The sequence below is a fragment of the Pseudomonas fluorescens genome, from assembly GCF_902498065.1.
Classification (GTDB): domain Bacteria; phylum Pseudomonadota; class Gammaproteobacteria; order Pseudomonadales; family Pseudomonadaceae; genus Aquipseudomonas; species Aquipseudomonas fluorescens_BJ.
This window is the reverse complement of the sequence record NZ_CABVIR010000006.1, coordinates 221,649-244,385: the sequence shown is the minus strand read 5'-3', so window position 1 is coordinate 244,385 and position 22,737 is coordinate 221,649. Positions and strand designations below refer to the sequence as shown.

The following is a 22,737-nucleotide window of genomic DNA, read 5'->3' as shown; positions in this document are numbered from 1 at the left end:
CGACGGTTTAGTCAGCTTTAAGCCTATGCGCGTCAAAGTGTCGCGTCTAATCGCTATTACTGATCTACCGATAGATGGCGTCGATCAAGAGTTTGTCATTGATTGTTGATAAATCGCGAAACAGGCTTCCGCCAACGCCGAGCGTGGAGCACTGCGCCGCATGATCAGCCCCAGCCGGCCGAGGGTCTGGGCGTTTTCGATCGGTTGCAGGCGCAGATGGTCAGTCAGGTTTTCCAGGCCGCCTTCCAGCGGCATTACCGCACAACACAACCCGCCATGAACGGCTTGTAACAGTTGATGCACGGCGTCGGTCTGCAACAGCGGCTGCGGAGTAAGGCCGCGGCTGTGGAAATTGTGGTCGATGGACTGGCGAAAGTGCATGCCGCTGGTGAGCATGCCCAGCGGCAGTTCGATCAGCGACTCCCAACTCAGCGGCGCCTCCCCGAACGTGAAGAAGCGCTGATCGTAGAGCAGGCCCATGCGGGTTTCGCTGAAGGCCAGAGAGTCGAAACGTTCGGCATCCAGACGTTCCAGGTACGACACACCGAGGTCCAGGCGATTGTTCGCCAGTTGTTCGAGGATCTGCTCGGAGCTCAGCGCCGAGAGTTCGAAACGCAGGTTCGGGTGTTCGCCGTGCAAGCGTTGCAACAGCGGCAGCGGATCGAAACTCGACAGCGGCACTACGCCCAGACGCAGCGTGCCGACCAGATTCCCGCGGCAGGCAGCGGCTTCTGCCTGCAAACCGTCGTAAGCCGCCAGCACCGTGCGCGCCCAGGCCAGCACCCGCTCGCCCGGCGCAGTGAAACCTTCGAAACGCTGGCCACGGTTGACCAATGGCAACTCAAGTTCTTCTTCAAGGCTGCGCAAGCGCATGGACAGGGTGGGCTGGGTGATATGACAACGCGCCGCGGCCTGGCCGAAATGCCGGGTTTCGTCGAGGGCGATGAGGAATTTCAGCTGCTTGATGTCCATCTTCGCTCCAGGGTGCGGGGAGGTCGGGATTCTAGCGCCTGGGGGGCGGCGGCGTCATTGGTCGGGTGGGAGCCGGGTGTTGCAACCTTGGTCTAGGCTTTTGCGTCTGGAACCAAAAAAACCAAGGAGAGTGCACCATGAGTATTTTTAGCTTTGTGAAAGAAGCAGGCGAAAAGCTTATCGATCTGCTGACGCCGGGCAACGCCAATGCCAGCGAGCAGTTGAAGGAACACATCAGCAAGGTCGGCCTGGGTAATCCGAATGTGCAGGCGACAGTGGAAGGCGACAAAGTCACGGTGACCGGTGAGGTGGCAAGCCAGGAAGAGAAGGAGAAAATCCTGCTGGCCGTGGGCAATATCGCCGGTGTCGGCAGCGTGGATGACCAGATTACGGTGACCGGGCCGGTGGTGAAGGCTGCAACCTTTGTCACGGTTGTGAAGGGCGACACGCTGAGTGCGATTTCCTTGCGCGTGTATGGCGATGCCAACCAGTATCAAAAAATCTTCGAGGCCAACAAGCCGATGCTCAAGGATGTGAACAAGATTTATCCGGGGCAGTCGTTGCGGATTCCTGAGTAAGTCTCAAGACCGGGTGATGGCCATCGCGGGCAAGCCCGCTCCCACGGGATTTGTGTCGTTCACAAAAGGTGCGCACGACTCAGAACCTGTGGGAGCGTGGCTTGCCCGCGATGCAGGCGACGCGGTCTAAAGCCCGGCAATCAACTCCCGGTAATCAACCACCGCCGCAAACTCCGCCGTGTCTTTCGGCCCTTTGCGGCTGTCCGGTTCCCGCACCGCCAACAAATGCGCAACACCGAAATCCCGCGCACTGCGCAGGATCGGCACCGTATCGTCGATAAACAGGCTGCGCGCCGGATCGAAGCCGATGTCCGCCTGCAATGCCTGCCAAAACTGCGGATTTTCCTTGGGGAAGCCGTAATCGTGGGAACTGATCAACCGCTCGAAGTAAGGCGCCAGTTCAATCCGTTCCAGTTTCAGTGACAGCGAATCTCTGTGCGCATTGGTGATCATCACCACACGTTTTCCGGCCTGCTTGATCGCCTCCAGGAACGTATCCGCATCCGGGCGCAAAGCGATCAGGTGCGCGGTTTCCAGTTTCAGTTCGCGCACTGGCAGCTTCAGTTCGGCGCTCCAGAAATCCAGGCAATACCACTGCAACTGACCGGCGTTGCGTTCAAACAGCGGCTGCAATTCCATCTCGGCCATGGCCCGGCTCACCCCGTGCAACTCGGCGTAACGCTGGGGCAGATGTTCCAGCCAGAAATGGTTGTCGAAGTGCAGGTCCAGCAGCGTGCCGTCCATGTCCAGCAGAACGGTGTCGATGTCGCGCCACGGCAGCAGTGACATAAAAAACTTCTCCAACGGTAAAAAAGATATCCGAGGTCAACAATCAGGATAGGCCGGGTATAGTAACGCGTTCACGCCAAGGAGCTTTTCATGCGCCAGAAACCCACCATCCTCGCCCGCGAGATTGTCGCCACCAGCCGTTTGTTCTGCGTCGAAGAGCTGAAATTGCGCTTTTCCAATGGCGTGGAGCGCACTTATGAGCGACTGGTCGGCAAAGGCGCCGGTTATGGCGCGGTGATGATTGTGGCGATGCTTGACGCGGACCACGCGGTGTTGGTGGAGGAATATTGCGGCGGCACCGATGAATACGAGCTGTCGCTGCCCAAGGGCTTGATCGAGCCGGGCGAAGACGTGTTGGCGGCGGCGGAGCGCGAGCTCAAGGAAGAAGCCGGTTATGGCGCGCGACAGCTGGAGCATCTGACTGAGTTGTCCTTGTCGCCGGGTTACATGAGCCAGAAAATTCAGGTGGTGCTGGCCACGGATCTGTACGAAGAAAGGCTGGAAGGCGACGAGCCCGAGCCGATGGGCGTGGACAAGATCAATCTGCGTGAACTGTCCGGCCTGGCCCAGAACCCGCGATTCACTGAGGGCCGTGCCTTGGCGGCGCTGTACCTGGCCCGTGATCTGTTGACTCAGCGTGGGGTGTTCCTGCCATGAATTTCCCGCATCCCTTGATGGCGCCGGTGATTGAACTGGCATTGAAGGCTGGCGACGCGATCCTGCCGTTCTGGCGCACCGGCACGACCGTGACCGCCAAGGCCGACGACTCACCGGTCACCGCGGCCGATCTGGCCGCTCATCATCTGATACTGGCCGGGCTGACCGCGCTGGACCCGAGCATCCCGGTATTGTCCGAAGAGGACGCCAACATCCCCCAGAGCGTGCGCGCCGGTTGGCAGCGCTGGTGGCTGGTCGATCCGCTGGACGGGACCAAGGAGTTCATCTCGGGCAGCGAAGAATTCACCGTCAACATCGCGCTGATCGAGCAAGGTCGTGTGGTGTTTGGCGTGGTGTCGATGCCGACCAACGGGCGTTTCTACGTCGGTGGTGCCGGGCTGGGCGCGTGGCGTGGTGATGCCGGTGCGCAACCGTTGCCCATCCACGTGCGCGAGGTTCCGCCGCCAGGTGAGGCATTCACCGTGGTCGCCAGTCGCCGGCATTCGAGCCCCGAGCAGGAACGCTTGCTGGCGGGGTTGAGCGATAGTCTGGGTGAGTTGCAACTGGCCAATATCGGCAGTTCGCTGAAATTTTGCCTGTTGGCAGAAGGGGCGGCGGATTGTTATCCACGTCTGGCGCCGACTTCGCAGTGGGATACGGCGGCGGCGCAGGGTGTGCTGGAAGGGGCGGGTGGTGCAGTGCTGGATTTGAGCGGTGCGCCGTTTTGTTATCCGGCGCGGGAATCGCTGTTGAATGAATTTTTCCTGGCGCTGCCAGCGAAAGCGGCCTGGCGCGACAAGCTGCTGGAACTGGCGCGCAGCTAAGGTCGTTCCTTTTGGGAGCGAACCTGCTCGTAATGGCGGCGGGTCAGGCAACTATCACGTTGGCTGGTACTGCCTCATCGCGAGCAGGCTCACTCCCACAGGTTCTGTGGTTTACCGGTGCAGGACGTACTGCCCGGTAAACGTCACCGCATCGTCTTCACTTCCTGCATTCACAATCCGCGAATGCAGCGTCAACCTTGCCCGACCGTAGCGCTGATACATCGTCAAAAACTTCTTCCACACCGCCGCACTCGGCGCCTGGCAAATCGCGGTCGCGTCCAGGGTCACCGGCAGCGGATAGCTGATCTGTCCTTCCTGAATCACGATGTGCCCGTCTTCAATCCCTTCCTCACGCAAACGCAAATGCAGCCAGCCCCAACCCGCCAGCACCGCGCCGCAGTACAGGCTGCCGCCGAACATGGTGCTTTTGTGATTGACGTTGGCTTCCAGCGGCAAGTGCAGGCGCAGTTGCTGGTCGTGCCAGTCGAGCACTTTGACGCCCATGGCTTGCGTCAGGGGAATGTCGCGGTGGAGGACTGATTCCAGGTGACGACTGTCGCGGTTCATGAAGGGGCCTTTTGTTTGAAGTGTGCGGTTTGAAGGTCGATCAATCGAGTTCGTCGGTCGGGTGGTGATCGGCGAAATTCAGCCCGTGCTTGCGCAGTTTGTCGTGCAAGGTCTTGCGCGGAATGCCCAAGGCTTCGGCGAGGCTGCGCACCGAGCTGTGAGCGCGCGCCAGCTCAGCGGCAATCAACGACTTCTCGAAGTTTTCCACCTGCTCGCTCAAGCCGCCGCTGATCGCTTCAACCGTTGTGCTCGCCCCACCCTCCGGCGCGCTGTTGTCCAGTGCCAGTTCCAGGCCCAGGGCGAAACGTTCGGCGGCGTTCTGCAATTCCCGCACGTTGCCCGGCCAGGTGTGACGCAGCAGCAACGCCCGCTGCCCCGGTTGCAGTTCATGGGGCGGCAAGCCGTGGCGAGCGCTGGCTTCGTCGGCGAAGTGCTGGAACAGCATCAGCGCATCTTCACCGCGTTCGCGCAGCGGCGGAATGCGCAACGGGGCGACGTTGAGGCGGTAATACAAGTCGGCGCGGAAGCGGCCCTGATCGGCGGACTGGCGCAGGTCTTCCTTGGTGGCGGCGATGATGCGGATGTCCAGCGGGATCAGCTGATTGCCACCCAGGCGCTCGACCACCCGCTCTTGCAGCAAGCGCAGCAATTTCACCTGCACGTCCAGGCTCATGCTTTCGATTTCATCGAGGAAGACGGTGCCGCCGCTGGCGAATTCGAACTTGCCGATACGGCGCTTCTGCGCACCGGTAAACGCGCCCGGCTCATGACCGAACAATTCGCTTTCCACCACGGACTCGGCCAGGGCCCCGGCGTTGATGGCCACGAACGGGCCGTTACGCCGGTTCGACAAATCGTGCAGCGCCCGCGCGACGACTTCTTTGCCGGCGCCGGTTTCGCCGAGGATCAGCACATCGGCCCTGGTCGCCGCCAGTGCGCCGATCTGCTCGCGCAGACGCAGCATCGGCGCCGATTGCCCGACCAGTCGGGTGCTCAGTTCGTTGCGGTCGCTCAGCGCCAGACGCAAGCTGCGGTTGTCCAGCACCAGTCGGCGCAGGGCCAGCGCGCGACGGACGCTGTCGAGCAGGGCGTCGCTGGCGAACGGTTTTTCGAGGAAGTCATAAGCGCCGGCGCGCATCGCCTGGACTGCCAGTGGCACGTCACCGTGACCGGTGATCAGCAGCACCGGCAACTCCGGGTCCTGGGCGTGCAATTCAGTCAGTAACTCCAGACCGTCCATGCCGGGCATGCGGATATCGCTGACCACCACACCCGGCCAGTCACGCTCCAGTTGCCCGGCCAGGCCCTTGGCTTCGGCGAGTGGCAGGATTTTCAGGCCGGCCAGATCCAGCGTCTGGCTCAGGGCCTGGCGCAGGTGGGGATCATCGTCGATCAGCACGACCTGGATGCGGTTGTCGATGGTCATGCACTTCGGTCCTCGGACGGTTGCAGGCTCACGCCCGGTGCGCCTGCGCGCAGTTTCAGGGTGATCAGGGCGCCGCCTTCCTTGTGGTTGGCGAACGACAGTTCACCGCCGAAGGCGCGCATCAGGGTTTCGCAAATCGCCAGCCCCAGACCGAGCCCCTGCGTGCGGGTCTTGGTGGTGTAGAAGGGCTCGCTGGCGCGACCAAGGGCTTCCATGCAAAAGCCGGGGCCGTTGTCGCGAATGTACAGATTGACGCCGTCGGCAGTGGATTGGGCACTCAACCAGAGTTTACGCGGCGGGCCTTTTTCCGTCAGCGCGTCCAATGCGTTGGCCAGCAGATTGCCGAGCACCTGGCGCAGTCGGGTTTCCCCGGCCTCGACCCACAGCGTGGCGGCGGGCAAATCGCGGATCAGCTCGACTTCCATGCTGCGCCGCCGTTTGGCCAGCAATGCCAACGCATCGTCCAGCGCCGGTTGCAGCGCGACGCTCTCCGGGGCGTGGCGATCGCGCCGGGCAAAGGCACGCAGGTGCGCAATGATCGAGGCCATGCGCCCGGTCAGTTCACTGATCAGTTTGAGGTTGCCGCGTGCATCGTCGGTGCGCTGATGATCGAGCAGCACTTCGGCGTTTTCCGCGTAGCTGCGGATGGCGGCCAGCGGTTGATTCAGCTCATGGCTGATGCTGGCCGACATGGTCCCCAGCGCCGACAACTTGCCGGCCTGCACCAGGTCATCCTGGGCGCGTACCAGTTCCTGTTGGGCGTGCTCGCGCTCCAGCACTTCCTGTTTCAGTCGGCGGTTCAGGCCTTCGAGGTCGCTGGTTCGTTCGGCGACCCGGCCTTCCAGTTCCCGGCGGGCCTTGCCTTCGAAGGCGATTCGTTCGAGGTAGTGACGGCGGCGCTGCATCATCAGGCCGAGCAGCAGCATTAACACCAGCAGTGTCGCGCCGCCGATGGCAACCACCGTGCGCACCGGGCGATCGATCAAGGTGCGCGGCGCAAGGATGCTGACGCTCCAGCCGGTTTCGTCGATCTGCCGGGTCTGGGTCAGCCAGGCGTCTGGATTGAGATTCAACGGTTTCGGGGCGCGGGTCGGATAGGGTTGAATCGCGGTGATTGCCTCGCGCTCGCTTTCGCCCAGTGGCCGGGTCGCGCGGAATCGCCACTCTGGCCGCGAGGTGAGGATGACCACGCCGTTGTGGTCGGTGACCAGCAGTTGTTCCGGGGTTTTGCCCCAAAGGCTTTCGGTGTGGTCCAGGTCGACCTTGATCACCAGTACACCGAGGACTTTTTCGCCGTCGCGCACCGCCGCTGCAAAGAAGTAACCGCGTTTGGCCGACGTGGTGCCCAGCCCGAAAAACCGCCCGAGACGCCCGGCCATGGCTTCGCTGAAATACGGGCGGAACGAAAAGTTTCGGCCGACGAAGCTGTCGTGTTTGTCCCAGTTGGACGCCGCGAGGGTCTTGCCGGTGGTGTCCATCAGGTACATGACTTCGGCGCCGGTTTGCGCGCTGATGTTTTTCAGCAGCCGGTTGGCATTGCCTTGGGTCACACCATCGTCGGGGGCTCCGAGCGTGGCACGCAGCGCCGGCAGGTCGCCGAGGATCTGCGGCAACACTTCATAACGGTGCAGTGTGCCCAGCAGGTTGGCGACGTACAGGTCGAGGGTCTGTCGGTTCTGCCCGGCCAGTTCGCTGCGGTAGTAACGCTCGGCCAGATGCTCCAGCGGCCACAGCAACGGCGCCAGGCACAGCGCCAACAGTGCGAGGCTGCGCCAACGGGGTCTGCGGGGGAGGGTCGGAGTCATGAGCATCAGGCGCCTGAGGGTACAGGCGCATTATGCCTAGGCTTGCCCGGCAAGACACTCGCGCAGCGCGGTTTGCCAGTCTGGCTGGCTGACGCCCCATTCGCGGAGCAGGCGACTGCAATCGAGGCGCGAGTTCAACGGTCGGGCGGCAGGCGTCGGGTAATCGCTGGAAGGGATGGGCAACAGGTGCGCGCAAGGCTTGCCCTGTTCCCGCAGCGCTTCGCCGATGGCCTGGGCGAATCCGAACCATGAGGTTTCACCTTGGGCGCTCAGGTGATAAGTGCCCCAGGCGCCGCTCTCACCGGCCTGCCAGCGCTCGATCAGGGCAAGGGTGCTGTTGGCGATCGTACCGGCCCAGGTGGGCGCGCCGATCTGGTCCGCGACGATGCGCAACTCCGGTTTTTCTTGTAGCAGACGTTGCATGGTCAGCAGGAAGTTGTGGCCGTGGGTCGAGTAGACCCAACTGGTGCGCAGGATCAGATGTTTGCCTTGTACCGCCGTGATCGCCTGTTCACCGGCCAGTTTGCTCTCGCCGTAGACGCCAAGCGGGTTAGTCGCATCTGTTTCGGTGTACGGCGCGCCTTTGCGGCCGTCGAACACGTAATCGGTGGAGTAGTGGATCAACGGGATGCCAAGCGCCGCCGCTTCTTCAGCCAGAATGCCTGGAGCCTGCGCGTTGACGGCGAACGCCGCTGCTTTCTCGCTTTGAGCCTTGTCGACCGCCGTATAAGCCGCGGCGTTGATGATCAGATCGGGACGAACGCGCCGGACCTGCTGACGAATCTGCTCGGGTTGAGCCAGATCAAGTTGATCGCGACCTGGAACGACCAACTCGCCCATTGCACCCAGGCGCTTCTGCAATTCACTTGAGACCTGTCCATGTTTACCGCTGATAAGAATTCTCATGGAAACAGATCGATCTCTTGCAAGGTTTTACCAAGTTGGTCTTTGGCGGAAAGCTGAGGAACGGTACCACCCAGTTGCCAATCGATGGCCAGCGTCGGATCGTCCCAACGGATGCAACGCTCGGCGGACGGGTTGTAATAGTCCGTGGTCTTGTAGAGGAACTCGGCGAAGTCGCTCAGTACTACAAACCCATGGGCGAAGCCTTCCGGTACCCAGAGTTGTCGACCGTTTTCGGCGGATAAACGCACCGCCACCCATTGGCCAAAATTCGCCGAGTTGCGGCGAACATCGACGGCGACATCAAGTACTTCACCGACCGTCACCCGCACCAGTTTGCCCTGGGTGTTTTCCAGCTGGTAATGCAGACCACGCAGTACGCCTTTTTGTGAGCGCGAATGGTTGTCCTGAACGAACTGCCTGTTCAGGCCGGTCGCCGCTTCGAATGCCTTGGCATTGAAGCTTTCGTAGAAAAAGCCGCGCTCGTCGCCGAAGACCTTGGGCTCAAGGATCAACACTTCAGGCAGCGCGGTTTCAATCACATTCATTGTCCACCCTCAGCCAGTTTGGAAAGGTACTGACCGTAACCGGTCTTGCCAAAATACTGGGCGCGCTCAAGCAAATGCTCGCGATCGATCCAGCCTTTTTCGTAAGCGATTTCTTCGAGGCAGGCGACTTTCAGCCCTTGGCGATGCTCGATGGTCTGCACGTACTGGGACGCTTCGAGCAGGCTGTCGTGAGTGCCGGTATCCAGCCAGGCGAAACCGCGGCCGAAGCGCTCGACCTGCAGATCGCCACGCTTGAGGTAGGCATTGTTGACGTCGGTAATCTCCAGCTCACCGCGAGGCGAGGGCTTCACGGCTTTTGCGATCTCGATCACGTCGTTGTCGTAGAAGTACAGACCGGTCACTGCGTAGCTGGATTTCGGGGCTTTCGGCTTTTCTTCGATCGACAGGGCGCGGCCTTCGTCGTCGAAATCGATCACGCCGAAGCGCTCAGGGTCTTTGACCCAGTAACCGAATACAGTGGCCCCGGACGTGCGGTCCACGGCATTTTTCAACTGTTCGCTGAAGCGCTGACCATGAAAGATGTTGTCGCCAAGGATCAGGCACACCGGGTCCTTGCCAATGAATTCCTCACCAATCAGAAAGGCCTGGGCCAGGCCATCCGGCGAAGGCTGTTCGGCGTAGCTGAAATGCACGCCAAACTGGCTGCCGTCACCCAGCAGGTTGCGGTACTGCGGCAAATCCTGCGGAGTGGAGATCACCAGGATTTCCTTGATGCCGGCCAGCATCAGGACCGAGATCGGGTAGTAGATCATCGGTTTGTCGTAGATCGGCAACAGCTGTTTGGACACGCCCAAGGTGATCGGGTGCAGACGTGTGCCCGAACCCCCGGCCAACACAATTCCTTTCATCATGCGATCAACTCCTTGGTATTGATGGCGCCCAGTCGTTCACCCTGATAGCTGCCGTCCTGAACACGGCGGCACCACTCCAGGTTTTCCAGATACCACTGGACGGTTTTGCGCAGGCCGGTCTCGAAGGTTTCTTCGGGTGTCCAGCCAAGCTCGCGCTCAATCTTGCTGGCATCGATCGCGTAGCGCAGGTCATGGCCAGGACGGTCCTGGACGAAAGTGATCAGGTCGGCGAAATGCGCGACACCTTCAGGCTTGTTCGGCGCCAGCTCTTCGAGTAACGCGCAGATGCCACGCACCACATCGATGTTCTTCTGTTCGTTGTGACCGCCAATGTTGTAGGTCTCACCAACGACGCCTTCGGTGACCACTTTGAGCAATGCTCGGGCGTGATCTTCGACGAACAGCCAGTCGCGAACCTGCAGGCCGTTACCGTAAACAGGCAGTGGCTTGCCGGCCAGGGCGTTGAGAATCACCAGCGGAATCAGTTTTTCGGGGAAGTGGAACGGCCCGTAGTTGTTCGAGCAGTTGGTCAGCAACACCGGCAGGCCGTAGGTGCGTTGCCATGCACGGACCAGGTGGTCGGAGGCTGCCTTGCTGGCGGAGTACGGCGAACTTGGCGCGTACGGGGTCTTTTCCGTGAACAGGTCATCGACGCCATGCAGGTCGCCGTACACCTCGTCTGTGGAGATGTGGTGAAAACGGAAGCCGCTTTTCTCGGGCTCGGCCAGGCTCTGCCAGTAGGCGCGGGCGGCTTCGAGCAAGCTGTAGGTGCCGACGATATTGGTTTGAATGAAATCCGACGGACCGTCGATGGAACGGTCGACGTGGGACTCGGCTGCCAGATGCATGATCGCATGCGGCTGGAAACGTGCCAGCACGGCGCTGACGGCGGCCTGATCAACAATATCGGCCTGCACGAATTCGTAGCGTGTGTCGTTGGCAATGCTGGTCAGCGATTCCAGATTGCCAGCGTAGGTCAGTTTGTCCAGATTGAGCACTTCGTGCCCAGTATGCCGAATCAGGTGGCGAATCAGGGCAGAGCCAATGAAACCGGCACCGCCGGTGATGAGAATACGCATGTTGGCCAGCCTTTATCTGTAAGACGATTGAAGCAAATGAGCATAGCTTGTCGGCAGTAGACGGGTGGTGCAATAGGGTTGTGACGGCTATTTGGGTTTTGACGCATGAACAGGGGTTGATTATCGACCGATGCAGTGGCGATATAAGCGCCTAATAACATTTCAGGGGTTGTTGTATGCCGCTCGCCACGTTGATTCATCGCGCCAGTTTGCCCAGCCCGCAAGTGACTGCGGAGCAAGCGTTAGAGCTGCTCGAGGGGCATTACGGGCTGAGCGGCAGGCTGCAGGCGCTCGGCAGCCAGCAGGATCTCAACTTTCGCGTCGACAGCGAACAAGGGCGTTTCGTCCTGAAAATCTGCCGCGGCGACTATTCGGCTCTGGAGCTGCACGCCCAGCACGCGGGGCTCAAACATTTGGCTGAACACGCCTCGATACACGTGCCGCGAGTGATCCCTGCCAAAAACGGCGCAGACCTGCTTTCACTGACAGTCGACGGGCAAGCGGTGCATGTGCGCCTGCTCGATTACATCGAAGGTCAGTCGTTGACGCACCTCGATCATCTTCCGGGGTCCGTGGTGGCCGGTTTCGGACGGCTCTGCGGCGAAATGAACCTGGCGCTCGCCGCTTTCGATCATGCGGGCCTTGAGCGCACCCTTCAGTGGGACGCCCGCCACGCCAACGCGTTGATCGCGCATTTGCTGCCGGTGATTGCAGATGACCGGCAACGCGCGTTGATCGCAGAAGTGGCCGAACAGGCCGAGCGGCATTTGCAGCCGCTGGTGGACAAGTTGCCGGTACAGGCCATCCACATGGACATCACCGACGACAACGCGGTCTGGCAGCGTGATGCGCAACGTCAGTGGCAATTGCAGGGCGTGATCGATTTCGGCGATCTGGTCCGTACCTGGCGCATTACCGATCTGTCGGTGACCTGCGCGGCGCTGCTGCACCATGCCGGTGGCGATCCGTTCTACATTTTGCCGGCGGTTCAGGCTTATCACGCGGTCAATCCGTTGCAACACGAAGAACTGCTGGCGCTGTGGCCATTGATCGTTGCGCGGGCGGCGGTGCTGGTGCTCAGCGGCGAGCAGCAGGTCAGCATCGATTCGGGTAACCAATACAGTCGCGACAACCTGACCCACGAGTGGGAGATTTTCCGCGTGGCCACGTCGGTGCCGTTGGCGTTGATGGAAGCGGCGATCCTCGCGTCGGTCGGCCACAGCCTGCCGGACATCGGCAGCGAAGGCTTTGCACCGCTGCTGCCGAGCCTGGTCGGGCGGGAATTTGCCTTGATCGATCTGGGCGTACTGAGCGCGCATTTCGAGGCGGGCAATTGGGAGCAGGAGGGGATTGATCAGCGTCTGCTGAGCGAAGCGGCTGCTGCCCACGGTTTGGCGGCGAGTCGTTATGGACAATACCGTTTGTCCCGCACCCGCCCCGACAGTGCCAGCGAACCGGACACGTGCCCGCTGCATGTCGAGTTGCGAGTGCCCCATGGCACTGCGGTCGAATCGCCGTTCGCCGGGGTGGTTCATCAACCGGCGCCGGGCGTGCTGCAACTGGACGGCCCGCAGTTGAGCGTGCGGTTGTGGGGCGTGACGCCGTCATTGCACACCGGCGCCGCGCTGGTCAAAGGCCAGGTGTTGGGGGCGGTCAGTGGGCCGTTGCGGGTGCAGTTGTGCCGAGGCGCGTCGCTCGACGCGCCGTTGTTTTGCACGCCCTCCCGTGCGGCGGCCTGGCAAGCGTTGTGTCCATCGCCGGCAGCGCTGCTGGGGCTGGCGTGCGACGCTGAAGCGGAGCTTGATTCGCAGACCTTGCTGGCGCGCCGCGACGCCAGTTTCGCCCGGACGCAGAAGCACTATTACGTCGACCCGCCGCGCATCGAGCGTGGCTGGCGCAATCACCTGATCGACATGCAGGGCCGCTCCTACCTCGACATGCTCAACAACGTCGCGGTGCTTGGTCACGGACATCCGCGCATGGCCGCCGTCGCCAGCCGTCAATGGTCGTTGCTTAACACCAATTCGCGGTTCAACTACGCGGCGGTTGCCGAGTTCTCCGAGCGCTTGCTGAAACTGTCGCCGGAGGGCATGGACCGGGTGTTCCTGGTCAACAGCGGCAGCGAGGCCAATGACCTGGCAATCCGTCTGGCGTGGGCCTACAGCGGTGGCCGCGACATCGTCAGCGTGCTGGAGGCCTATCACGGCTGGACCGTGGGCGCGGACGCGGTCTCGACCTCGATCGCCGACAACCCCAAGGCCTTGAGCAGCCGTCCCGACTGGGTGCACCCGGTGACGGCACCGAACACCTATCGCGGCGAATTCCGCGGCCCGGACAGTGCGCCGGACTACGTGCGCAGCGTCGAACACAACCTGGCGAAAATCGCCGCGCAAGGACGCCAGTTGGGCGGTTTCATTTGCGAGCCGGTGTACGGCAATGCCGGCGGCATCTCGCTGCCGCCGGGGTATTTGAAACAGGTGTACGGCCTGGTTCGTGCCCAGGGCGGCGTGTGCATCGCCGACGAAGTGCAGGTCGGTTACGGGCGCATGGGTCATTTCTTCTGGGGCTTCGAAGAGCAGGGCGTGGTGCCGGACATCATCACCATGGCCAAAGGCATGGGTAACGGCCAGCCGCTCGGCGCGGTGATCACCCGCCGGGAAATCGCCGAAGCGCTGGAGGCTGAGGGTTACTTCTTCTCGTCGGCGGGTGGCAGCCCGGTCAGTTGCCAGATCGGCATGGCGGTTCTGGATGTGATGGAAGAGGAAAAACTCTGGGAAAACGCCCAGGTCGTGGGCGGGTATTTCAAGGAGCGTCTTGAGGCGCTGATCGACAGTCATCCGCTGGTGGGCGCGGTGCACGGCTCCGGGTTCTATCTGGGCGTCGAATTGATCCGCAACCGCGAAACCCTGGAACCGGCGACCGAGGAAACCACGGCGTTGTGTGATCGCCTGCGGGAGTTGGGCGTTTTCATGCAACCGACCGGTGATTTCCTGAACGTCCTCAAAATCAAACCGCCGATGGTTACCTCGCGCCAGAGTGTGGATTTCTTTGTCGACATGCTGGCGAAGGTGCTGGACGAAGGTTTGTAAGGTTTGAAATCGCTTTCGCGGGCAAGCCCGCTCCCACAGGTTTGGCGTCGTGCTCATTATCAGCATCCGACATAAAACCTGTGGGAGCGGGCTTGCCCGCGAAGGCGTCATCAAAAACACTCACTAAATATCGATTGTTATCGAGTTTAAGTGCCGTTGTTTTCGACAGAAGGAAGATTAATCGCTTTTAAAGCCGATTTTTATCGGCTATAAAGTCGACATTGCATCGGCGTGCCTCATCACGCCCGGCGCTTCCCTTTCTGTCATCGGTCGATGCCAAACTCGACCCACAGCACTTGCCCGGAGATGATTCATGAGCCGTATCGTTACCGTCGCCGCCACTCAGATGGCCTGTTCCTGGGACCTTGAAGCCAACCTCGAAACCGCTGAAAGGCTGGTCCGAGAGGCGGCGGCCCAAGGCGCGCAGATCATCTTGATCCAGGAACTGTTCGAGGCGCCGTACTTCTGCCAGAAGCCGAACCCGGATTACCTGCAGTTGGCCACGACGGTTGAAGACAACGTCGCCATCAAGCATTTCCAGAAAATCGCCAAGGAACTGCAAGTGGTGCTGCCGATCAGCTTCTACGAACTGGCCGGCCGCGCGCGTTTCAACAGCATCGCGATCATCGATGCCGACGGCTCCAACCTCGGGATTTATCGTAAAAGCCACATCCCGGACGGCCCTGGCTACCACGAAAAGTACTACTTCAACCCGGGCGACACCGGCTTCAAGGTCTGGAACACCCGTTACGCGAAAATCGGCGTGGGCATTTGCTGGGATCAGTGGTTCCCGGAGTGCGCACGGAGCATGGCGTTGCTGGGCGCGGAAATCCTGTTCTACCCGACGGCCATTGGCAGCGAACCGCACGACAAGACCATCTCGTCCCGCGATCACTGGCAGCGTGTGCAGCAGGGCCATGCCGGCGCCAACCTGATGCCGCTGATCGCCAGCAACCGTATCGGCAACGAGGAGCAGGACGGGTACGACATCACCTTCTACGGCTCGTCGTTTATCGCCAACCAGTTCGGCGAGAAGGTCCAGGAACTCGATAAAACCGAAGAAGGCGTGCTGGTTCACAGCTTCGACCTCGACGAGCTCGAGCACATCCGCAGCGCGTGGGGCTCGTTCCGTGATCGTCGCCCGAACCTATACAATGCGCTGAAAACCCTCGACGGTTCCCTGGAGTCCTGACCGCATGACCACATTAAACAGCACCCCGCGCGCCGACGGCTTCTACATGCCCGCCGAGTGGGCGGCGCAAACCCAGACATGGATGATCTGGCCCGAGCGTCCGGACAACTGGCGCCTGGGCGGCAAACCGGCACAAGCCGCGCACGTGGCGGTGGCCAAGGCCATCGCGCGTTTCGAACCGGTGACCGTGGCGGTGTCCGCCGGCCAATACGAAAACGCTCGGGCGCGTCTGGACGTGCCGAATATTCGTGTGGTCGAGATGTCCAGCGACGACGCCTGGGTCCGCGACACCGGCCCGACATTCGTCATCAATAACACTGGTGAAGTCCGCGGCGTGAACTGGGACTTCAACGCCTGGGGCGGTTTTGACGGTGGGTTGTATTCGCCGTGGAACCGCGATTCGCAGGTCGGCGGCAAGATCCTCGAGATCGAACGCAGCCAGCGTTATCGCACCGAGGGTTTTGTGCTCGAAGGGGGTTCGATTCACGTGGATGGCGAAGGCACGCTGATCACCACTGAAGAATGCCTGCTCAACCGCAATCGCAACCCGCACCTGAACAGAGCGGAAATCGAAGCGGTACTCAGCGCCAACCTGGCTGTGGATAAAATCATCTGGCTGCCGGACGGTTTGTTCAACGACGAAACCGACGGCCATGTGGATAACTTCTGCTGCTACGTGCGTCCGGGTGAAGTGCTGTTGGCGTGGACCGATGATCCGCAAGACCCGAACTACCCGCGCTGCCAGGCGGCGATGAAAGTACTGGAAAGCAGCACCGACGCCAAAGGTCGCCCATTCACGGTGCACAAGATGCCGATTCCGGGGCCGCTGTATGCGACCGAAGAAGAGTGCGCCGGTGTCGACCCGGTGGATGGTACCCAAGAGCGTAATCCGACCGTTCGTCTGGCCGGTTCCTACGTGAACTTTCTCATCGTCAACGGCGGCGTCATCGCGCCAAGCTTCGACGATCCGCTGGATGGTCCGGCCAAAGAGATTCTGCAGAGCCTGTTCCCGCAACACGAAGTGGTGATGGTGCCGGGCCGCGAACTGTTACTGGGCGGCGGTAACATTCACTGCCTTACCCAACAGCAGCCTGCGCCACACAAAGAGTGAGTGCAGTTGTAACAGCTTGAGTTGATTGCAAATTCGCTCCGGCAGAGGTTTTTCCCGGACGCCTCGCAGAAAAGCCCGCAGTCCATCAGGACTGCGGGCTTTTTTGTATCCGCTTGTCGACCATCCCGACAGATTGGCACAGCTCTTGTATCTCTCCTGCTGTAAACAGGGAGGGGGAGAACTTCGATGTTCTGTCATAAACCTTGGATAAGTTAGCCGCTCACAAACCAGGAGAGAGCGCGGAAATGAACGCCGAAGTTAATGTGGTGAGCGAGCGGGCATTGCATCCCCTGGCAGTAAAAAACAGCGAATCGCTCCAGATTCTGGCGCACTGGTTGAAATCCAATGGAACGCGTCAGATCAGGGAACCTGATCCGCGCCGGATGATGACCGAGCGCTACCCCGCTGGTTTATTCAGCGAAGCGGAACTGGATGCGTTGTGGGATGTGATGGAAGGATAAGAAGAAAAACAACGGATTGATAAAAGCGCTGCCAGGAAGGCGGCGCTTTTTTATGGACGATGGTTTTGCAGGAAGTCAGGGAGTGATTACAGGCCTGCATTCGACCGATTCATGAAACAGACTGAAAGCCATTCCGACGTTTTTCAGGAACCGGCGCAGGGCTAACCTGCCGGCATCGAATTTTCCTACCTTTTCGCCGGAGCCTGCCCATGATCCTTCACTACATTTACGACCCGTTGTGCGGCTGGTGCTACGGCGCAAAACCACTGGTGCAAGCCGCTCAGGCCGTTCTGCCGGTGATTGCTCATGGCGGCGGCATGATGACCGGCGCCAACCGCAAGAACGTCTCGCCACACTTGCGTAACTACGTGATGCCCCACGACCGGCGCATCGCCGAATACACCGGTCAGCCATTCGGCGAAGCGTATTTCGAAGGGTTGTTGCGCGACGAGACGGCGGTGTTTGATTCCGCTCCGCCGATTGCCGCCGTACTCGCGGCGCAGCAGATCGCTGGCCGTGGACTGGAATTGTTGGGCCGTTTGCAGAGTGCGCATTACGTAGAAGGGCGACGCATCGCCGATGAAGCTGTGTTGTTCGAACTCGCCAACGACATCGGCCTGGAACCCGAAGCCTTCCAGTCAGCGTTCAAGGACGCCGAAACCGATCACCACATCAAAGCCAGCCGTGCCTTGTTGGCCAACGTCGGCGGCCACGGTTTTCCGACCTTCGCCCTGGAGCAGGATGGCCAATTCACGTTGGTCGACATCAGCCCGTGGCTCGGCAAGCCACAAGCCTTTTCGGCATGGTTGAGTCAGTCGCTTCCAGCACAGGCCGCTACAGCCGGGTTTCAAGCGTGTGGGCTCCACGGCTGCAATTAGAAGTTCTTAGACGATTTTCGCCTATTCACAGACGATTCATGAAATTGACACATGGTTAAGGGCGCGGATAGGATTCGCCTCAACGCCTGTGGCTAACCGCCATGACTCAAAATAATAAGAAGGCCCGCCCCGCGATTTATCGTGGGCGGGCCTTTTTGTTTCGGGGTGAAAAAAAGAGTGCGACAGCGCCGTTTCAGCCGTTCGACACAGTGCGTATCAACCCGTAATAAGGAAAAGAACAAAATGTTGAACAAGCGAATCAGCCTGATCGCACTGGGGATGTTGAGCGCGACACAGGCCATGGCAAACGACCAGGCCGAATCCAAGGGTTTTGTTGAAGACAGCAGCCTCAAAGTGCTGTTGCGCAACGCCTACATGAATCGTGACTACAAAGACGGCCGACCGGACAAAGCCGAGTGGGGCCAAGCGGCCATCGGTACGTTCTCGTCCGGCTTCACCCAAGGCACCGTCGGTGTGGGTGTGGACGCTTTTGGTCTGTACGCACTGCGTCTGGACGGCGGCAAGGGTCGCACCGGCGCGCAAGGCATCGACTTCTTCAAAAAGGGCGACAGCGGCAACGCGGCTGATGACCTGTCGAAGGGCGGCGCAGCGGTCAAATTCCGTCTGTCCAGCACTACGCTGACTTACGGCGACCAGATGCCGGCCCTGCCGGTGCTGAGCTACGACAACGTGCGCCTGTTGCCGGAAAGCTACACCGGCACCCTGATCACCTCCAAGGAGATCAAAGGCCTGGAACTGAACGCCGGTCGCTTCACCGCCGAATCGCGCAAAAGCGCGGAAGGCCGTGACAGTGGTGGCCTGAAATCGATCAACGTATTGGGCGGTAGCTACCAGTTCACCGAACAGTTCAAGGCGGCGGTGTACGCGTCCGACGTTGAAGACGTGCTGAAGAAGCAATACGTGAACGCCAACTACGTGTTCCCGATCGACAAGGATCAGTCCCTGACCCTCGACTTCAACGGTTACCGCACCAAGCTGGATAATTCCTACGTCCGCGAAAGCGGTGCCACCGGCGACGACAACAAAATCTGGAGCCTGGCAGCGACCTTCGCCACCGGCCCACACTCGTTCACCGTCGCGCACCAGCGCAGCACCGGCGACAGCAACCTGGGTTACGCCTACGGCGGCTACCAGAAAGACCAAGGTCGCGTCGGCGATGGCGGCAACACCATCTACCTGGCGAACTCCTACTGGTCCGACTTCAACGCCGAAGACGAACGCAGCTGGCAGCTGGGCTACGGTCTGGACTTCAGCACTTTCGGCGTCCCAGGCCTGAGCTACAACGTGGCTTACGTGCGTGGCGACAACATCACCACTTCCACCAGCGAAGGCGGTACCGAGCGCGAAATCTTCAACCAGTTCAAGTACGTCGTGCAAAGCGGCCCGGCCAAAGACCTGAGCGTGAAACTGCGCAGCTCGATCCTGCGTGTTTCGCAGAAGTCGAGCGAGTACAACGTCAGCGGCAACGAAGTACGTGTGTTCGTGGATTACCCGATCAACATTTTCTGATGATCGGTTGCCGTATCGAGGCCTGATTCAAGGCTGATAAAGAAGAAGCCCCGACTGGTTCGGGGCTTTTTTTCGCCTAAGAATCAGCGTTCAGGCTCTTGGGCTATTTCCTGCATTGAACCAGGACAGTTCCCAGTACCGAAAGGGATCAGGCTGATATTCATCACAGGTTTAATCGTTTGAAATACCGGACGGGAATTCAGTTGATTGTCACAACGCCTCATCTGTTGGGAGCCGTCCATCACGCTGAAGTTGATCCCGTGATCCTGCTCAACCACAATGCTTGAGGTAGCGCGAATGTAGCTACAAATTAACGATGAGGTTATTACCATGGGTGCATTGCTGAAGACCACCGACGTGCGTTGCCGCATTGATGAGGATTTGAAAGCGCGTGCTACTGAAGTCTTGAGCGCTTGCGGTCTGAGCATCAGTGACGCCATGCGGCTTTTTCTTCGTCAGGTCGTAGCGACTCAGGGGCTCCCGTTTGAGGTACGCGTACCTTCGGTGAAAACGGCCCGCGCCATGAGGGAAGCACGTGAGATTCGCCAGCGGTTCGACTCGATAGACGACTTGCTGAGGGACGCTGATGGCGAAACCGGAGAAAAAGCAGAAGCGCGCTGAGCTGCCCAGGCAGTGTGCGCAAACGTCAGAATTCAAGAAGTCCTGGCAGCGTTACAAGCGTGCCGGGCGCCGTGACATGAATGAAGTTCGCCAAGTGATGGTCTTGCTGTTTCTGGGCGAGCCGCTGCCACCGCAATACCTGGAGCATGCCCTGACGGGTGATTGGACTGGTTTTCGAGAGTGTCATATAGGCGGTGATTTCTTGATGATTTACGAGCACACGCGCTCCGATCTAATCACATTTGTCGATCTCGGAAGTCATTCAGAACTGTTCAAGTAGCGTTTGTAAAAATAGGCCCCGACTGGTTCGGGGCTTTTTTGTGGGCGGTGCAAGGCTCTAGTCTGCGTATCACGACGACCAAAGTCACTTGCGCGCCGAGCTTCACCTCTTCAAATGATCGAAACGAGCATTCGAAATGATTGGTTTGCGCATTTTATAACGAGGGCATAAGATAAATTTGACTGAATCAATCATTGCCTGATCAGTTCAGTCAGTTTCGAGGTGAAACACGTCTTACCCCACAATTATAAAAGGAGACCCTCGTGGCCCAATTTCCTATCAAGCGCACCATAGAACGCATTCCGGGCGGCATGATGATCGTGCCCCTGCTGATCGGTTCGCTGGTCGCCACCTTCATGCCTGATACCCCCAAGTTTTTCGGCTCCTTCACCAACGCGCTGTTCACCGGAGCGTTGCCTATCCTCGCGGTGTTCTATGTGTGCATGGGCGCGAGCATCAACATCAAAGCCACGCCTTACTTGCTCAAGAAGGGCGGTACGCTGCTCATCACTAAAGTCGGCATCGCGGTGCTCATCGGTATCGTGCTCGGCCATTTTCTCGGTGAGCAGCCGATATCGTCAGGCCTGTTCGCCGGCATCTCGACGCTGGCGGTGGTCGCCGCGATGAATGACACCAACGGCGGCTTGTACATGGCGCTGATGGGTCAGTACGGCCGCTCCGAAGACGTCGGTGCCTACTCGGTCATGTCGCTGGAATCCGGCCCGTTTCTGACCATGGTCACCCTTGGCATCGCCGGCCTGTCGGCGTTCCCGTGGCCGACGCTGGTGGGCAGCATCTTGCCGTTGGCACTGGGCATGTTGCTGGGCAATCTCGACCGTGACATGCGCGACTTCCTGGCCAAGGCCGTTCCGGTGATGATCCCGTTCTTCGCGTTGGCACTGGGCGCCAGTCTGGACCTGCATAACGTCTGGCAGGCCGGTTTGCTGGGTCTCGGCATGGGTGTTGCGGTGGTTGTGCTGACCGGCATTCCGCTGTTTTTCGCTGATCGTTTGACCGGTGGCACAGGCGTCGCCGGTGTCGCTGCTGCCACCACGGCGGGGAACGCCGCAGCCGTTCCTGCACTGATCGCAGCGGCCAATCCGGTGTACGCCGAAGCCGCCAAGAGCGCGACCATATTGGTCGCGGCCTGCGTGGTGGTCACCGCGATCCTTGCGCCGATACTCACCGCCGCCGTCGCCAAACGCGTGCAACAGCGCAACCCTGTCGTCATCCCTGAGCAGGAGATCGAACCTCAAAAGCAGGAGGCGTTGCGATGAGGATTCTGATCATCGCGGATGACCTGTCCGGTGCGGCGGATTGCGCCATTGGCTTTGCGAGCGTGGGGCTGCACACGGTGGTCACGCTCGACCCCTTGAATGACAAGGCCGATGCACAGGTAATCGCCGCCGACACGGACACGCGTCGCCTCTCGCCGGCGCACGCCGCCGAGCGCACCGTCGCTGCATTCAAGGCACTGCATCAGCCTGGGCAGCGGCTGTACAAGAAAATCGATTCGACCTTGCGCGGCAACTGGGCGGCGGAAGTTGCTGCCCTGCAACCCTTGGCCGGCCTGGCCATCGTAGCCCCGGCTTTCCCCGCGACGGGGCGCACGTTGCGCGGTGGTCGGGTGTTCGTCAACGGCCAGCCGCTGGAAACCACCGACACCTGGAAACTTGAAAACGCCGATCGCCCAGCTGATGTTGAAGCGATGCTCATCGCCGCCGGCCTGAGCACCGCGAAGCTGGACCTCGAGACCTTGCGAGGCAACGAAAAAGCGCTCGCACAGCACATCGCCGACGTCGCCCGCAGCGGTACGCAAGCACTGATCGTCGATGCGCAAACCGAAGACGATCTGCTGACCCTCGCTCGCCTGACCGCGTCGATGGAGCAGCCGCTGTTCTGGATCGGCTCGGGTGGCCTGGCGCGGGAAATAGCGAGTCTTCCCGATTTTTCCGAGGTGCGATTCACGGCCACCGAACCGACCGCGCAGGAAAAAAGTCAGGCACCCATTCTGGTCCTCGTCGGCAGCCTCTCCGGTGTCTGCGAGCGGCAATGCGCGCTGCTCAAGGAGCGCGGCGGTGTCAGCGAATTGGTCGTCCCGCCGGAGGTCCTTCGCCAAGGTATTGCCCATGAAGATTGGGCAATCTGGCAAGCGCGCATCGGCGAGCAACTGGACGGCTGGAGTGACCTGCTGCTGCGCATCGGTCGCGATGTCGCGTTCGATCCGCAGGAGGGTGCGCAACTCTCGACCATGCTGGCCGTGCTGGTCGAACCACACTTCGCCAAGGTCGGCGGTCTGATAGCCACGGGCGGCGAGACCGCACGGGCCATATTGACCACCGTCGGCATCGACAGTCTGCAACTCATCACCGAAATCGAAGCCGGCGTTGCCTTCGCCCGCCCGACTGTTTCCCGGGAAGGCCATCGTCCCGGCATTGTGACCAAGGCCGGCGCGTTCGGCACCGATCACGCGTTGTATGCGGCATGGCAACACCTGAGCGCCAGCGCCGATCGCTCCCCGCCCCAACGCACACGAATCCAAGGACTCGAATGAA

22 protein-coding genes are annotated in these 22,737 nt (G+C 60.4%); 13 read left to right on the top strand and 9 right to left on the bottom strand.

All coding sequences use genetic code 11. The features are described from left to right. Positions 1-84 precede the first annotated feature (84 nt). Positions 85-972 (bottom strand): LysR family transcriptional regulator, encoded by an 888-nt coding sequence (locus F8N43_RS21390; protein WP_150631859.1) that lies wholly within the window; start codon positions 970-972, stop codon positions 85-87. A gap of 137 nt (positions 973-1,109) precedes the next feature. Between F8N43_RS21390 and lysM the strand changes: the two genes are divergently transcribed. Beyond that, complete coding sequence (lysM, locus tag F8N43_RS21385; RefSeq protein ID WP_150635889.1) at positions 1,110-1,550, top strand: peptidoglycan-binding protein LysM; 441 nt, start codon at positions 1,110-1,112, stop codon at positions 1,548-1,550. A gap of 126 nt (positions 1,551-1,676) precedes the next feature. Here the strand turns inward: lysM and yrfG are convergent, their stop codons facing one another. Continuing rightward, positions 1,677-2,339 (bottom strand): GMP/IMP nucleotidase, encoded by a 663-nt coding sequence (gene yrfG, locus F8N43_RS21380; protein ID WP_150631857.1) that lies wholly within the window; start codon positions 2,337-2,339, stop codon positions 1,677-1,679. 90 nt (positions 2,340-2,429) lie between these two features. Between yrfG and nudE the strand changes: the two genes are divergently transcribed. Together nudE and cysQ are read left to right on the top strand one after the other, a co-directional pair. Beyond that, positions 2,430-2,996, top strand: coding sequence for an ADP compounds hydrolase NudE (gene nudE, locus F8N43_RS21375; protein ID WP_150631856.1), 567 nt, complete (start codon positions 2,430-2,432; stop codon positions 2,994-2,996). Further along, positions 2,993-3,820 carry a 3'(2'),5'-bisphosphate nucleotidase CysQ gene (cysQ, locus tag F8N43_RS21370; protein ID WP_150654322.1) on the top strand — a complete coding sequence of 276 codons (828 nt, stop codon included), beginning with the start codon at positions 2,993-2,995 and terminating at the stop codon, positions 3,818-3,820. Before nudE ends, cysQ begins: the two co-directional genes overlap by 4 nt. A gap of 111 nt (positions 3,821-3,931) precedes the next feature. Here cysQ and F8N43_RS21365 read toward each other — a convergent pair whose 3' ends face one another. The 7 genes from F8N43_RS21365 to rfbB are packed head-to-tail and all read right to left on the bottom strand — an operon-like array spanning position 3,932 to position 11,020. After that, entirely contained in the window at positions 3,932-4,387 is a 456-nt protein-coding gene (locus F8N43_RS21365) for a thioesterase domain-containing protein (RefSeq protein ID WP_150631854.1), read from the bottom strand. 40 nt (positions 4,388-4,427) lie between these two features. Continuing rightward, positions 4,428-5,813, bottom strand: coding sequence for a sigma-54-dependent transcriptional regulator (locus F8N43_RS21360; RefSeq protein WP_150635881.1), 1,386 nt, complete (start codon positions 5,811-5,813; stop codon positions 4,428-4,430). After that, entirely contained in the window at positions 5,810-7,618 is a 1,809-nt protein-coding gene (locus F8N43_RS21355) for a sensor histidine kinase (protein ID WP_150631852.1), read from the bottom strand. Before F8N43_RS21355 ends, F8N43_RS21360 begins: the two co-directional genes overlap by 4 nt. 36 nt (positions 7,619-7,654) lie before the next feature. Then, the gene (rfbD, locus tag F8N43_RS21350; RefSeq protein ID WP_150631851.1) at positions 7,655-8,524 is read right to left on the bottom strand and encodes a dTDP-4-dehydrorhamnose reductase; all 870 of its coding nucleotides are present in this window, start codon (positions 8,522-8,524) and stop codon (positions 7,655-7,657) included. Next, entirely contained in the window at positions 8,521-9,069 is a 549-nt protein-coding gene (gene rfbC, locus F8N43_RS21345) for a dTDP-4-dehydrorhamnose 3,5-epimerase (protein ID WP_150631850.1), read from the bottom strand. Before rfbC ends, rfbD begins: the two co-directional genes overlap by 4 nt. Beyond that, entirely contained in the window at positions 9,066-9,941 is an 876-nt protein-coding gene (rfbA, locus tag F8N43_RS21340; RefSeq protein WP_150654321.1) for a glucose-1-phosphate thymidylyltransferase RfbA, read from the bottom strand. The genes rfbC and rfbA overlap by 4 nt, the downstream gene beginning before the upstream one ends. Then, a complete protein-coding gene (gene rfbB, locus F8N43_RS21335) occupies positions 9,938-11,020 on the bottom strand; it encodes a dTDP-glucose 4,6-dehydratase (protein ID WP_150635877.1) in 1,083 nt (360 codons plus the stop codon). Before rfbB ends, rfbA begins: the two co-directional genes overlap by 4 nt. Before the next feature lie 176 nt (positions 11,021-11,196). On the opposite strand from rfbB, the gene F8N43_RS21330 reads away from it, so the two are divergent. The 10 genes from F8N43_RS21330 (at position 11,197) to F8N43_RS21285 (ending at position 22,736) form a co-directional block, all read left to right on the top strand. Then, entirely contained in the window at positions 11,197-14,109 is a 2,913-nt protein-coding gene (locus F8N43_RS21330; protein WP_150635874.1) for an aminotransferase, read from the top strand. Between the two features lie 313 nt (positions 14,110-14,422). Further along, a complete protein-coding gene (gene aguB / locus F8N43_RS21325; protein ID WP_150631846.1) occupies positions 14,423-15,301 on the top strand; it encodes an N-carbamoylputrescine amidase in 879 nt (292 codons plus the stop codon). A 4-nt stretch (positions 15,302-15,305) separates the two neighbouring features. Next, a complete protein-coding gene (gene aguA, locus F8N43_RS21320) occupies positions 15,306-16,412 on the top strand; it encodes an agmatine deiminase (protein ID WP_150631845.1) in 1,107 nt (368 codons plus the stop codon). Positions 16,413-16,657: 245 nt separating this feature from the next. Beyond that, the gene (locus F8N43_RS21315; RefSeq protein ID WP_150631844.1) at positions 16,658-16,873 is read left to right on the top strand and encodes a hypothetical protein; all 216 of its coding nucleotides are present in this window, start codon (positions 16,658-16,660) and stop codon (positions 16,871-16,873) included. A gap of 209 nt (positions 16,874-17,082) precedes the next feature. Next, positions 17,083-17,751: a DsbA family protein gene (locus F8N43_RS21310; protein ID WP_150631843.1), complete on the top strand. Its 669-nt coding sequence runs from the start codon at positions 17,083-17,085 to the stop codon at positions 17,749-17,751. Positions 17,752-17,994: 243 nt separating this feature from the next. After that, positions 17,995-19,281 (top strand): OprD family porin, encoded by a 1,287-nt coding sequence (locus F8N43_RS21305; protein WP_150631842.1) that lies wholly within the window; start codon positions 17,995-17,997, stop codon positions 19,279-19,281. Between the two features lie 330 nt (positions 19,282-19,611). After that, positions 19,612-19,902, top strand: a complete 291-nt coding sequence (locus F8N43_RS21300; RefSeq protein ID WP_150631841.1) for a type II toxin-antitoxin system RelB/DinJ family antitoxin — start codon at positions 19,612-19,614, stop codon at positions 19,900-19,902. Further along, positions 19,868-20,182 (top strand): type II toxin-antitoxin system YafQ family toxin, encoded by a 315-nt coding sequence (locus tag F8N43_RS21295; RefSeq protein WP_150631840.1) that lies wholly within the window; start codon positions 19,868-19,870, stop codon positions 20,180-20,182. The genes F8N43_RS21300 and F8N43_RS21295 overlap by 35 nt, the downstream gene beginning before the upstream one ends. Before the next feature lie 263 nt (positions 20,183-20,445). After that, positions 20,446-21,459 carry a 2-keto-3-deoxygluconate permease gene (locus F8N43_RS21290; RefSeq protein WP_150631839.1) on the top strand — a complete coding sequence of 338 codons (1,014 nt, stop codon included), beginning with the start codon at positions 20,446-20,448 and terminating at the stop codon, positions 21,457-21,459. Continuing rightward, entirely contained in the window at positions 21,456-22,736 is a 1,281-nt protein-coding gene (locus tag F8N43_RS21285) for a four-carbon acid sugar kinase family protein (protein WP_150654320.1), read from the top strand. Before F8N43_RS21290 ends, F8N43_RS21285 begins: the two co-directional genes overlap by 4 nt. Position 22,737 lies beyond the last annotated feature (1 nt).